The sequence below is a fragment of the Bacillus sp. CFBP9009 genome (assembly GCF_036541465.1).
In the GTDB taxonomy this organism is placed as follows: Bacteria; Bacillota; Bacilli; order Bacillales; family DSM-1321; genus Peribacillus.
In genome coordinates this window covers 106,845-120,212 of record NZ_JAZHFU010000012.1, presented here as the reverse complement: position 1 = coordinate 120,212, position 13,368 = coordinate 106,845, and the positions used below count along the sequence as shown (strand labels likewise).

The 13,368-nt window shown below is 38.5% G+C and carries 12 protein-coding genes and 4 pseudogenes; 12 read left to right on the top strand and 4 right to left on the bottom strand.

What is annotated here, in order from left to right; all coding sequences use genetic code 11:
• A pseudogene (locus V3595_RS21950) lies at positions 1-253 on the top strand (ABC transporter permease); the annotation flags it as partial.
• A 307-nt stretch (positions 254-560) separates the two neighbouring features.
• On the top strand, positions 561-920 hold the full coding sequence (locus V3595_RS21945) for a winged helix-turn-helix transcriptional regulator (RefSeq protein WP_485890939.1): 360 nt from the start codon (positions 561-563) through the stop codon (positions 918-920).
• Between the two features lie 71 nt (positions 921-991).
• On the opposite strand, the gene V3595_RS21940 is transcribed toward V3595_RS21945, so the two are convergent.
• On the bottom strand, positions 992-1,522 hold the full coding sequence (locus tag V3595_RS21940; protein ID WP_485909536.1) for an NAD(P)H-dependent oxidoreductase: 531 nt from the start codon (positions 1,520-1,522) through the stop codon (positions 992-994).
• Positions 1,523-1,741: 219 nt separating this feature from the next.
• Here V3595_RS21940 and V3595_RS21935 point away from each other — a divergent pair.
• Both V3595_RS21935 and V3595_RS21930 read left to right on the top strand, forming a co-directional pair.
• A pseudogene (locus V3595_RS21935) lies at positions 1,742-2,069 on the top strand (PadR family transcriptional regulator).
• Positions 2,056-2,424: pseudogene (locus tag V3595_RS21930) on the top strand (ABC transporter permease); the annotation flags it as partial. The pseudogenes V3595_RS21935 and V3595_RS21930, both read left to right, overlap by 14 nt.
• A 172-nt stretch (positions 2,425-2,596) precedes the next feature.
• On the opposite strand, the gene V3595_RS21925 reads toward V3595_RS21930, so the two are convergent.
• On the bottom strand, positions 2,597-3,220 hold the full coding sequence (locus tag V3595_RS21925; protein WP_485909534.1) for a nitroreductase family protein: 624 nt from the start codon (positions 3,218-3,220) through the stop codon (positions 2,597-2,599).
• Between the two features lie 125 nt (positions 3,221-3,345).
• On the opposite strand from V3595_RS21925, the gene V3595_RS21920 reads away from it, so the two are divergent.
• From V3595_RS21920 to hmpA, 3 genes are all read left to right on the top strand, one after another.
• Positions 3,346-3,696, top strand: coding sequence for a winged helix-turn-helix transcriptional regulator (locus V3595_RS21920; protein ID WP_485909532.1), 351 nt, complete (start codon positions 3,346-3,348; stop codon positions 3,694-3,696).
• Positions 3,697-4,018: 322 nt separating this feature from the next.
• Positions 4,019-5,002, top strand: coding sequence for a beta-ketoacyl-ACP synthase 3 (locus V3595_RS21915; RefSeq protein ID WP_485909530.1), 984 nt, complete (start codon positions 4,019-4,021; stop codon positions 5,000-5,002).
• Between the two features lie 289 nt (positions 5,003-5,291).
• Positions 5,292-6,512 (top strand): NO-inducible flavohemoprotein, encoded by a 1,221-nt coding sequence (gene hmpA, locus V3595_RS21910; RefSeq protein WP_485909528.1) that lies wholly within the window; start codon positions 5,292-5,294, stop codon positions 6,510-6,512.
• Between the two features lie 70 nt (positions 6,513-6,582).
• Here the strand turns inward: hmpA and V3595_RS21905 are convergent.
• Positions 6,583-6,698 (bottom strand): annotated as a pseudogene (locus V3595_RS21905) (IS3 family transposase); the annotation flags it as partial.
• A 178-nt stretch (positions 6,699-6,876) separates the two neighbouring features.
• Positions 6,877-8,289 carry a purine-cytosine permease family protein gene (locus V3595_RS21900; RefSeq protein ID WP_485909526.1) on the bottom strand — a complete coding sequence of 471 codons (1,413 nt, stop codon included), beginning with the start codon at positions 8,287-8,289 and terminating at the stop codon, positions 6,877-6,879.
• 287 nt (positions 8,290-8,576) lie between these two features.
• Here V3595_RS21900 and V3595_RS21895 point away from each other — a divergent pair, with 287 nt between their 5' ends.
• The 5 genes from V3595_RS21895 to V3595_RS21875 are packed head-to-tail and all read left to right on the top strand — an operon-like array spanning position 8,577 to position 13,361.
• The gene (locus tag V3595_RS21895) at positions 8,577-9,323 is read left to right on the top strand and encodes a GntR family transcriptional regulator (protein ID WP_137017877.1); all 747 of its coding nucleotides are present in this window, start codon (positions 8,577-8,579) and stop codon (positions 9,321-9,323) included.
• Between the two features lie 20 nt (positions 9,324-9,343).
• On the top strand, positions 9,344-10,489 hold the full coding sequence (locus tag V3595_RS21890) for an LLM class flavin-dependent oxidoreductase (protein WP_101224942.1): 1,146 nt from the start codon (positions 9,344-9,346) through the stop codon (positions 10,487-10,489).
• On the top strand, positions 10,490-11,068 hold the full coding sequence (locus tag V3595_RS21885; protein WP_057278565.1) for an amino acid synthesis family protein: 579 nt from the start codon (positions 10,490-10,492) through the stop codon (positions 11,066-11,068).
• Complete coding sequence (locus V3595_RS21880) at positions 11,068-11,880, top strand: alpha/beta fold hydrolase (RefSeq protein WP_485909523.1); 813 nt, start codon at positions 11,068-11,070, stop codon at positions 11,878-11,880. The genes V3595_RS21885 and V3595_RS21880 overlap by 1 nt, the downstream gene beginning before the upstream one ends.
• The gene (locus tag V3595_RS21875) at positions 11,877-13,361 is read left to right on the top strand and encodes an aldehyde dehydrogenase (protein ID WP_241665108.1); all 1,485 of its coding nucleotides are present in this window, start codon (positions 11,877-11,879) and stop codon (positions 13,359-13,361) included. The genes V3595_RS21880 and V3595_RS21875 overlap by 4 nt, the downstream gene beginning before the upstream one ends.
• Positions 13,362-13,368 lie beyond the last annotated feature (7 nt).

The window sequence follows — 13,368 nt, the reverse complement described above, 5'->3', positions numbered from 1 at the left end:
AAGGGTCATGACATCGGAAATCAATTCAGGGTCACCCTATTTAATGGATGCCGTCGCGGCAGCCTTCATTGGTTCCTCCGTTTTAGGAGCGGGAAAACCAAATGCCTTTGGAACCTTTGTCGGAGCAGTCCTGATCGGAATACTACAAAATGGGCTGATCATGATGTCCGTTCCGTATTATGCGATGGATATTGTCAAAGGAACAGTGCTGGCCCTTGCGCTCGCTGTAACTTATTACAAACAAAAACACTAAAATGAATCCGTTACGTTACTCTGCAGAAATCCAAAATTATGAAAAAAATCCTGTTGGATATGCAACAGGATTTTTCCTTTTAAAAAAAGGGACGGGTCATGGAAATGAATTTTCGCATCTTCATCATTTTACTTAATAATGAACTCTTTTTACTTAAGCTAAAATAGGGCAGGAGGACTTTTTGATCCCTCATTGTTGGAGTAAATTTTTATAGGGACCCTATTTACCTTTCAATAAAATTGATAATGATCTATTGTAAAGTATGAACATTCATATCCTATACTTAACCAAAGGAGAGTGTAAACTTATGCGCGAAACCTGTGTTCCGACTGGCGTGAAACCAAATGACACTGGCTTTGGATATACGTTGTCCTTAATAGGCGGCAAATATAAAATGATCATTATGTATTGGCTGTCTGAAAATAAGGTTATGCGGCATAATCAGCTGAAGCGGAGTATCGGCACCATTTCCTTTAAAACGCTAAGCATCATGTTAAAAGAGCTGGAGGCAGACGGCCTTATCATACGCAAGGAATTTCCCCAAATACCTCCGAAAGTAGAATATTCATTATCTGAACGTGGTCTATCTCTCATTCCATTGTTAAATATGATGTGCGAGTGGGGAGAGAAAAACAGTTTGCCAGCTCAGGAGATTGTACGGCCGTAGGTGTAGCCATTTTGATAAATCAAAAGAAGTATTTCCCTAATAAGGAAATACTTCTTTAATGAAACTGCCTATTAAAGATTGTCGACAAAATTCAAATAATCTTGTGCGCTATTTTCCAATTCGCTTGCGGACGGTTCATTTTCAGCACCATAAAACGCAAAGAATGAACGATAATCTGCATTGCAGTATAGGAAGGTAGTTTCAAAGGGAGATAATAAATGTTCAAGTGTATAGCGATATCTTCCTTCTTCACTATAATCCTCTTTGTTAATTCCGGCAGATACAGCTAATGCAGCTTTGCGATTCTTTAGTTTATCGCCTCCATTTGAACCATAAGCCCAACCATAAGTAAAAACATCGTCAAGCCATCTTTTTAGGAGAGGCGGACAATTAAACCAATAAAAAGGGAACTGTAAAACAAGATTACTATGCGATTCGATTAATTGCTGTTCTTTTTCCGCATTAATGTTTCCGTCAGGGTAAACCTTATACAATTCGTGTACTGTATACTTTTCCGGATATTTCCTTAGCGCTTCTACCCATCGCTTATTTATGACGGATGTTTCTAGACTTGGGTGTGATACGATAACAAGAGTTTTCAAAGATTTCTCCTCCTTAATTATTATTTATTTTAAGTATAAAGTGCACTCTGCAAGTATGTAAGTATGCACTTTTAGTATAGGTACTTACCTAAAGGAGAGTGTTAAATCAGGTATAACTAAAAAAACGGTTAGTTGAATTTGTAATATTTTATTAAATGAATACCTTGCATTATAAAGTAATATAAATTATATTTATTCCAATATGTGGAAAAGTAGGATATTAATAAGGAAGTCTTAAAAGGTCATATAGACACGCTCATCCTGTCACTTTTACATAGGAGTGATATGTACGGCTATGAATTAGCCAAAATCGTTCGTGAAAAGAGTGATGACCAATTTGAATTAAAAGAAGGTACACTTTATCTGTCTTTAAAGAGATTAAAAGAGAGAATGGATTTCTTCTTACTGGGAAGATGAGCAAGGACCAGGAGGAAGAAGAAAATATTACAGACTTACATCAGTGGGTGAAGAAGGATTTAAACAAAAGCGCCTGGAATGGGAATTTGTAAGAGATGTGATTGATTCCTTTTTAGATTGGGGGAAATAAGGAAGCGGCGAGACTTTCCGGGATATCGGTTAATAAATACAAAATCCTTGCCTATCTGCTTTCGGCTCTATTTGCTGCATTCGGGGGGATTGTCCTTGCTTCAAGGGTCATGACATCGGAAATCAATTCAGGGTCACCCTATTTAATGGATGCCGTCGCGGCAGCCTTCATTGGTTCCTCCGTTTTAGGAGCGGGAAAACCGAATGCCTTTGGAAACTTTGTTGGAGCAGTCCTGATCGGAATCCTACAAAATGGGCTGATCATGATGTCCGTTCCATATTATGCGATGGATATCGTCAAAGGAACAGTGCTGGCCCTTGCGCTCGCTGTAACCTATTACAAACAAAAACACTAAAATGAATCCGTTACGTTAATATGACTATATGATAAGTCTGCATGTGGATGATAAAAGAGACTGGTAACTCGTGTGAGTTTTAACTATAAGAAGATAGGGGAAGAGGGTTTTTTTTAACTCTCTTTCCACACTAATTTCCAATATCCAAATTTTAAAAAAGTAATTACACTCACTATATTTTGTTTTTATAAATGACTTTGTTAACATCGTGTCTTACTGTTTTGTGACCTTCTTTAATTCCTTTCCCTATGGCAATAAGCATAACATCTAAATACCTATCAGAAATTTTTAAGGCTGACTTTAATTGTTCGGAATCATACCCGGACATTGTAATGGTTTCAAGACCTGCCTCGTTCGCCAATAAAACTAACGACATTGACGCCAGGCTTGCGTCTCTTATTAATTCAACCTTTAAATCTTCTTTTGATTTATTTAGATAATAATTGATTGCCGCGTTTGTTAGATAATCTCTTACTGATGCGTCAAAATAACCTTTTTGAAACTCATCCTCATGTATCATTATGATATTTTCTTTTTCAAATGCTTGATAATCACCTAGTATAACAATCAGTACTGAGGCTTCAATTACCTGTTGCTGATTAAAAGCAATGGGCAGTAACAAATTCTTTAAATATGGTTCATCTATAACCAGGTATCGTGTTGCTTGAATATTGTTTCCGTTAGGCGATTTACTGGCTCCTTCAATAAATGTCGCCAACGTTTCTGGACTAATTTTATAATCGGGATCATACTGCCTTACGGAACGCCTTTTTTCTATAATCTCTCTTACACTCATCGTGCTCACTCCCAATGTTATATTTGCTTCATAATCAGAGTATAATGGACCCATGATGTAGAAGAAAATAACGCACAATAAAGTGGCATAGCCACCTTTATGTGCCTATTCAGGAGGAATGAGGAATGAAGAGTCTAAATACTGGAATAAATATTTTCATGAATACTGTAGGAGGAAAGTGGAAATGCTTAATCCTCTTTTTTCTGAGTCAAAAACCAATGAGGACAAAAGAGTTTTATATTCTAATACCGGCCATTACCCAGAAAGTCTTAACCGACCAATTAAAGCAGTTGGAAAGAGATGGGCTTGTCCGAAGAGAAGTATATAAAGAAGTACCACCAAAAGTAGAATACAGTTTAACTGAGTTGGGTCAATCCTTTGTACCTGTATTAAATACAATGTGTGAATGGGGCACTACATATGCAGTCGAACAAAACCTCGAAAGACAAGAACAAATCTGTCGTCATCATAAATAAGTAAGAGCTGCATCAACTAGGAGTATGGATTTTTTTTTGACAAGTTCAGTGATGCAAGCAGAATTTATTCAAGCTATCAATATAATTATAAGAAATACGTTATTAGAGGGAATGTCTTGAAGATGACTTTTGGCAGTCTCTCTAGAGATTGTAAGAAACTAACAGATGCTTTACTTTAAAGTAGTTGCTTTGCCCGGCTCTTTTTCTTATGGGTTTAAAGGGACCGGTAGTTGCATTAGATTTTTTTTGCTTTATAATTAGTACCAGGTGTTGATATCAAGTTATAAAATGATGCAATTCATACACACGAGGTGGCTATTCTATGTTTAAATCCAAAGCACGTATTACTGCGATAGGTTCTTATGTTCCAGAAAAAAGGTTAACAAATAAGGACTTAGAAAAGATGGTTGAAACCAATGATGAATGGATTGTTAAACGTACTGGTATTAAAGAGCGAAGAATTGCACATGAAGAAGAGTTTACTAGTGATATAAGTTATAAAGCTGTAAAGGATTTAATGGAACGGTATGATAAATCTGTCGAAGATGTTGATATGATTATTGTCTGTACCTTTACACCTGATTTTAACACTCCAAGTGTAGCTTCTTTAGTCCAAGCAAAGCTAGGTATTAAGAATACTGGAGCTATTGATTTAAACGCTGCTTGTGCAGGATTTACTTATGGGTTGCATGTAGCTAATGGATTAGTAACATCTGGTTTAAATAAGAAAGTTCTTGTTATTGGAGCTGATACTTTATCAAAACTTATGGACTATGAAGATCGAGCCACTTGTATTTTATTTGGAGATGGCGGAGGAGCAGTTCTTGTAGAATATGATGAAAAACAGCCAAGTTTTATTTCTTCACATTTATATTCGGAAGGAGAAGGCGGGAAACATTTATATAGTACAAACCTATCGACACGTATAAATGGTGAAGACTTAAATAATAGTGGCAACCTTGTTCAAAATGGACGTGAGGTTTATAAATGGGCTGTTACTACTGTTCCAAAAGGAATGCAAACTGTGATTGAAAATGCTGAATATCAATTGAATGATGTTGATTGGTTCGTACCGCATAGTGCAAATTTAAGAATGATTGAGTCAATATGTGATAGAAGTGGCTTTCCAATTGAGCGTACTTTATATAGCTTAGTGGAGTATGGAAATACTTCTTCAGCAACAATACCATTAGCTTTAGATCAAGGAGTAAGTGAAGGAAAGCTCAATAATGATGAGAAGATTTTATTATATGGTTTCGGCGGTGGGTTAGCACAAGCAGGATTGCTTATCAATTGGACCCTATAACACTTTTTTGTGATATTGAGCAGCAGCTTTGTTCTTATTGATATAAAGGGTCAGTAGTTTAAGTTATCAAGGATACTAAAATAACAAAAGACACCGTACTAATAGGTATGGTGTCTTTGAATTATCTTAAGGATTTAAAAATCTCAAAATGGGCGGAAGTCGCCTATAGTAAGAAGTTTGGGTTTGTTAGTGATAAGTGAACAGGACCAAAATATCATGTTTACTCCAATATTTAGTGGGAATGCTATTTACAGTATATATCCCTGAAATTTGAGGAGGAAATTTTAACATGCTTGATGCTAAGACCATAGAAATCGTTCAGTCAACAGCACCTGTTCTCAAGGAACATAGTAAACCAATAGGAAAGAGATTTTATGAATTACTATTTTCAAAAGCTCCTGATTTGTATAATCTTTTTAACCAAACGAACCAAAAAAGAGGAATTCAACAAGAGGCCTTGGGATATGCTGTCTATGCTGCTGGTGAACATATTACGAACCTTGAAGCGATAAAACCTGTAATTAAAAGAGTTACTGAGAAACATCGTGCGATAGGGGTCAAGCCTGAACAGTATCCGGTTGTAGGTGAAACGTTGCTTCAAGCAGTTAAAGATGTGTTGGGTGACGGAGCCACAGATGAAATCATAGAGGCATGGGGAAAGGCCTATGGCTATATTGCAGATGCCTTTATTGATATTGAAAAAAACCTTTATGAGGAAACAGAACATCAGCATGGTGGATGGGAAGGATATCGAAGCTTCAATATCGATAAAAAGATAAAAGAAAGTGATGTGGTAACCTCCTTTTATCTAAAGCCTACAGACGGAAAACCCATTGCCTCCTACCATGCTGGGCAATACCTAACACTTAAGGCTGAAATTACTGGCGAGAAATATACGCACATACGCCATTACAGTCTTTCGGATTCACCTGGAAAGGATTACTACCGAATTAGTGTTAAACGTGAAGATGCCCATGGAGATGCTCCATCTGGAATTGTATCTAACTATATACATAGACAGCTGCAAGTTAGAGATACGCTGCAATTTTCTGCTCCAGCAGGTGACTTCGAACTGGATAACACCGATTTACCCGTTGTTCTAATTAGTGGCGGTATTGGCATTACACCTTTGCTTAGCATGTTAAATACCATTATAGAAAAGCAGCCACAACGTCAGGTTACGTTCATCCATGCAACAAGCAATAGTCAAACACATGCTTTTAAAGATCATCTGCAACAAATAGTGAATGAACATCAACATATAAAATCATTTGTAGTCTATGGTGCACCAACAGAAGCCGATCGAACCTCTGGGCATTTTGATAAAGAAGGATACGTAGGTTTAGACTTCCTGCAATCTATCGTTCCATCAAAAGAAGCTAATTTTTATTTTTGCGGACCTATTCCTTTTATGGAAGCAATCAATGAGGCCCTAAATAAATGGAGTGTATCGAAAGACCGTATTCATTATGAAGTATTTAGTCCACTCGCTATTTTAGGAGAAAAATAAGTAAACTAAATTTGTGAATAAAAAGGATCTTTCATTGAAGTGAACCCAAAAAGCTAGACACATTATTTACTTAGGCAGCCTTGAGGGCATGAACCCGGTAATCTACCGGATTCATGCCTTTTAATCTTTTCTTGATTCGTTGTGATTGTAGTAATGGAAATATTCTTCTAGTTCTTGTTTGAAATGCTTTCTTGTGCAATGGATTATGGGATTTTTTTCTTCCAAGTACCCTAAAAAAGCATGTAATTTTTCATTTATCGTATATTTAGTCAAAAAAAACTGTACCTCCAATTGTTAGTTGGTGACTAACGATTGGGGTGCAGTTCATTTTAGGGTTCTCTGTTATCCGACACTTGAAATTAAGTTACTTAACATTTTTCTCGGAAGCGTCTGTATTCTCTATCAAAACATTCTCTTGTTTATTTATTGCATTTTCAGCGGTATTTAACTTTTTTCTCATTGGGAAGTAATACAAAACAGCTGGGACAACTAACCCAATAATCCAAGCGATATCTGCTCCTTCAAAGGCCTTGGCTATCGGTCCTACATAGAATGATGTGTTTATAAAAGGGATTTCCGCCAAAATTGATACAAGAAATGCCATACAAGTAATCCAATTTATTTTGCCATATTGACCGTTCACATCAAAAATATCTTTTACATTGTAATGGCCATGTCGCAGCAAATAATAATCAACAAGGTTGATGGATGTCCAGGGAATTAAAAAATAACTAATGAAAAAGATGAAATTCAAGAAAAAGGATAGGAAATTACTCTGACCTAGTAAGCACAAAACGGTACCTGCTACTGTTACACAGAATATCATTCCTATTCTTACTTTCGGTGTGACCTTTAATTTAATAAACGGTTCAATTGTTGTTATGGTTGCCATGAATGCTCCATATAGGTTAAAGACATTTATAGCAAGCTGTCCAAAGATGATTATAAAGAACATGATTATAGCAAAATTTCCAAACAGGCTGGCCAAGTTACCGCCAGAGTGATCAAGGAAGTTAGGAATCGCTATGGTTAAGGTTGCGCCTAATGTCATCATCCATATAGTCCCGATGACTGTGCCAGCGTAACTATACCAAAATGTATGGGCCGTGGGTGTGGTTATCGGTAGATAGCGAGAATAGTCTGCAACGTAGGGGGCATATGCCAATTGCCATGTAGCAACCATACTCACCGCCAGCAAAAACACTGGTATATCCAAATTTCCAATGGCCCAACTGCCTGCCGGAACTTGCAATTGGAAGACTATATATGTAGCTACAATATAAATACAAAGAGACGCCCAGGATAATAATTTTTGCATTTTATGAATTAAGTTATAGCCATAAATGGTGGCCACGAAACAAAGAACATTTAGAAGTATTATGCTCCATGTTTGGTCGATCTTTGTTAAGCTGCTTAAGGTTTGTGCTGCAAGCAAACCGCTGCTGGCAAAGAAGCCTAAATAGACAAACATAACGAGAAACAAGGGGAAGATGGCTCCGATTACACCAAATTGAGCCCGGCTTTGGATCATTTGCGGAATTCCGAGTTGAGGTCCTTGAGCTGAATGGGAGGCCATGAAAATGGCGCCTAATAAGGTACCGACAATTATTGCAGCCAGACTCCAAAATAAATTAAGACCTAATGTAATGGGCAATGCCCCGGTCACAAGGGTGGTAATATGCATATTTGCCCCAAACCAAATTGGAAATAAATCCCGGGCCTTGCCATGGCGTTCATCTGCCGGAATATATTCTATACTGCGAGTTTCAACTTTCATCAATTTACCCCCTATCAAATTCGGTATACTACCATGTACCATGCAAGCTTATTTTATAGAATCACTATAATTGTAAGCGTATACAGATGTCAATATTTTCAGAAAAAATAATTTTTAAGGGAACTATCATAAAAGATCCGTTCATTCATCTAGTGAATTTCAATCAATCAGTTTGATTATTAGACTGAATGATTGAAAATATTAAACTTTAGTTTGAAAATTGTGGAACAACATATCTTCGAATAAAAAATAAAATTTTATTTTTTTGAATTGACAGTCTATTTACCATGACCTATAATTGCACTTATCAAGAGCTTGCATGGTACATGGTACAAACTTTTAAAAAGGAGGGGCTTTTCATTACAGCTATCTTAACGTTGGGGATTACGGCTCAGGTTACGAACGCTATACGCGAATCCATAGTAACTGGAGATTATGAACCAGGACAAAAATTATCGGAAACTGTTTTATCTGAATATTACAAAGTTAGTAGAACCCCTATCAGGGAAGCATTTAAACAGCTAGAAAGAGAAGGGTTAGTCGAGATCATTCCAAGGGTTGGAACATGTGTGACCAAACCAACTGAAAAGGAATTGGATGAGTTATTTACTTTAAAGGAAGTAATGGAAGGACTTGCAGCGGGGTTGCTTGCAGAAAGCGGAAGTGCTGAAGACATTAACAACCTTAAGCAAGCAGTGTCTGACATGGAGGTTGCTATACAAACCTCGGATAAAAAGCTATATGTCGAGGCTAATGATGTTTTTCATTCAGTCATCCAAGAAGGCGCCAATAACTCTAAATTAAGTTACATGCTAAACTTGCTGCTCAATCAAATACCTTATAGACAGTATGTCTTTTTAACCATCGAAGATCCGAATCGCCGTGAGAGATCATTAAAGGAACATCAGGCGGTCTTGATAGCTATAGAAAAAGGTGATCGGGAGGAAGCGGAGAAGGCCATGCGAGAGCATGTAAAAGCAAGTGGAATGCAACTTAAAATGGACATAGCAAAGAAACTTGGTCAAAAAAAGTGATATGAGGGGGAATGAGTACTATGAAATTTGGAATCTTTGCAAATCTTGCAGGACAGGGAAGACATGATGAGTATTATAAAGTGCTGGATGAAGCCCGTGAGCAAGCTATTTACTGTGATGAAAATGGTTATGATTCGATTTGGTATACCGAGCACCACTTTGGTCATGAAGGAAATGAATTGATTTCTAACCCGATCTTAATGGGGGCTGATATTGCTGCACGTACAAAGAACATTCGAATTGGACAAGCTGCGAATGTCGCCACTTTCTGGCATCCGCTGCGTTTGGCGGAAGACATAGCAATGCTTGATCAGTTAAGCAAAGGACGTGTGGAAGTTGGTCTGGCACGTGGATTATACGGACGGGAAGCGGCCAATTTAAACACTTTGGCAGATCCGGCAAATCAAGAACAAAACCGTGCACTGTTTGAGGAAACATTGGAAATTTTAAAAAAGGCTTGGTCAAACCGTTTCTTTTCACATCAAGGTGACATCTATCAATTTCCCCCTAAAGGTTTAAAGTGGAGTCACCCTATGAGCCCATCAACACCGGAATTTATGGATATGGAAAAAGGCGAAATTGATAAAATTTCCCTTATGCCTAGACCTTACCAGCAATCACTTCCGCTGTGGCAAGTAATTGATTCACCGCGTTCTATTGAATTGGCCGCGGAGAACGATATACAAGGAATGTTTTGGATGCCGACCGTCAAAGAATTAAAAGGCCGTTTTGAACTGTATCGTGAAAGGGCTTCCAAATCCAAAGGCTATGAAGTTCCACTTGGTCAGGGTATAGCTTTAGTACGTGATGTATATGTAGCTGAAACGATGGAACAGGCTCGTCAAGATGCGGCAGAAGCAGTATTGAACAACTATCGCTGGATTTGTCACTGGAGGGGGCTTAGCAACCTTATGGATCCGGGCGAAACAGTAAAAGAAGGACAGGAATTGAACTATGAATTCTTACATCCAAGAAATTTATTGTTTGGTACACCTGACTATGTAGCTGAGAAAATTCAAGAATTGAAGGAAGAACTGAATTTAGAAACTTTACTGCTTTGGGTGAACCATAATGGTTTGCCACATGAAAAAATGATGAAAAGTTTAAAATTGTTCACGGAAGAAGTAATGCCAAGATTCACAAAAACTAAATTGGGGGTAATGTAAATGTTAGATATTCGTAAAGTGTATACAGCTATTGAAGAAACACGTATTGAGGGCGGTAAAAAAGTAGAGAATCCCATCAAGATGATAACAACTATGGCGGTTATCAAAAATCCATGGGCTGGCAGAGGGTATGTTGATAATTTAAAACCGGAAATTGATGAATTTGCACCGCAAATTGGCGAACTATTAGTTGCTGAACTATTTAAGCACATTGATTCCGCTGATGACGTCGAAGCATTCGGCAAGGCAGCTGTCGTGGGAGTTGATGGGGAGGTTGAGCATGCATCAGCTTTTATCCATACTTTGAAATTCGGTAACAAATTCAGGGACGCCGTGAAAGGAACGAGTATCTTAAGTTTTACTAATAAGCGTGGTGGCGCTGGATCTGCTGTGCTCATACCGATGGTACATAAGACAGATGAGTCTGAACGCTCTCATTTCATTACATTTGAAGCTTCTATACCTGATGCACCAAGGGCCGATGAGATCGTTGTTGCCATTGGGGCTTCTACAGGAGGACGTCCTCATCCGAGAACAGGAAACAGGCATCAAGATATGGTTGAAATGGGGCTGGTTTAATGCCAACTACATTGCATGGAAAAGATTCGCTTCATTATGAAGAGAAAGGGATTGGTCAATCGCTTATCTTTATTCATGGTGTTGGTCTTGATCTTACGATGTGGGAAAAACAAGTTGAAGAATTGTCGAAACATTTCCATGTTATCACATATGACATGGTTGGGCACGGAGGATCCGAGCATCCTCCGGGTCCTTATTCCCTTTCACAGTTTGTTGAGCAGTTAGCAGAACTAATGAATCACTTACGGATTAAAGGAAGTCATATTATTGGTTTCTCCATGGGTGGTATGGTTGCTCAGGCATTTGCATTAAAATATCCGGATAAAGTAAAAACGCTAACAATTATGAACGCAGTGGCCAATCGGACGAAGGAACAGAGGAAAGCCGTTTTAAAAAGAGTGGAAGAAGTGAAAATAACGGGCCCTTTGGCAACAATTGAACCAGCCATTAAACGCTGGTTTAATCTTGAATTCTTGAATTCAAAGGAAGAGACCGTCAGTAAGATTCGGGAAAGACTTCAGACAAACGATGCTGCTTCATATTTAGCGGCCTATACACTTTTTGCAACTGCGGATGAAGAATTGTGGCCGCAGATCCACCAGATTAATATACCGACCCAAATTATAACAGGGGAGCATGATGTAGGTTCAAATCCCGAAATGGCAAGACAAATGCATGAAAAGATTGTGGATTCAGAATTAATGATAGTACCAAATATGAGGCATATGCTGCCGATAGAAGGAGCCAAAATAGTGAACGAAGTTATTAGGTCGTTTATTGAAAGACAAAAGCAAAGGGGTGACTCGATGTGAAAGAGCTGAAGAAATATCAGATGTATATAAACGGGGAATGGGTAGAATCATCAAGTGGTGAATATTTCGATAGTTATAACCCTGCAACCGAAGAGGCTTGGTGTCAAGTCGCCAAAGGGAATGCTGAAGATGTAAATCGTGCCGTTCAATCTGCGCATAATGCATTCTTGCATTCAGGATGGACCAATATGACATTCACGGAGCGGGGGCGTCTGGTTAGAAAGCTTGGAGAGCTGATTGCTGATCACTCTGAAGAGCTTGCGAAAGTCGAATCACTGGATAATGGGAAATTAATACGCGAAATGCGTGGTCAGGTAAAATATTTACCTGAATTTTTCTATTACTATGCGGGTCTAGCAGATAAAATCCATGGTCAAACCTTACCAATTGATAAAAAAGATATGTTCGCTTTTACATCCAAAGAGCCCCTGGGGGTAGTAGCCGCCATTACTCCTTGGAATTCCCCTCTTTATTTAACAACCTTGAAGCTTGCACCTGCACTTATAGCAGGAAATACCATAGTCATTAAACCTTCGGAAATGACTTCGGCCTCTCTATTGGAACTGGTGAAACTGGTTGAAGAAGCTGGTTTTCCACCTGGTGTAGTCAATGTTGTTACCGGTTTTGGAATGCCTGTAGGCGATACACTAACCTCCCATCCTCTTGTAAGGCGTGTGGCCTTTACGGGAGGTTCAGAATCAGCACGGCATATTGTTCGTAATTCGGCTCAAAATTTTGCACAGGTATCACTTGAACTTGGAGGGAAATCACCCAATATCGTATTTGAGGATGCTAATCCTGATAATGCGGCGATGGGTATCATAGCTGGTATATTTGGTGCTTCAGGACAAAGTTGTGTGGCAGGTTCGCGTGCATTTTTACATGTCGATATTTACGATGAAGTGATGCAAAAACTTGTAGACCGAGTATCGAAAATCAAGATTGGTGATCCTTTTCAAGATGAAACAGAAATGGGACCGCTGGCTACGCAGGCCCAATTGGAGCGAGTCGAAAAATACGTGGCTATCGGGTTAGATGAAGGTGGAAAACTTGTTTGCGGAGGTAAAAAGCCTGAATATTTAGAAAAAGGTTGGTATTTTGAACCCACGATCTTCGAGCATCACGATAATAATTCCCGTATTACTAATGAAGAAATATTTGGTCCTGTGTTAAGTGTTATCCCTTTTAAAGATGAAGAAGAGGTTATTCAATTAGCGAACAGTACTGATTACGGATTGGCAGCTGGAATTTGGGTGAGTGATATTGCAAAAGCTCATCGAGTCGCGAAAGCTATACGTGCTGGAATCGTTTGGGTGAATACCTATCGAAGTATTTCACCAATTGCTGCAATCGGCGGATCTGGCCTAAGCGGTTATGGAAGAGAAGGCGGTTATGAAGCGATTCATGAATATATGCAAGATAAAGTGGTTTGGATCAATACATCATCTGAGCCGATTCCTGACCCGTTCATAATGAGATAATAGAAAT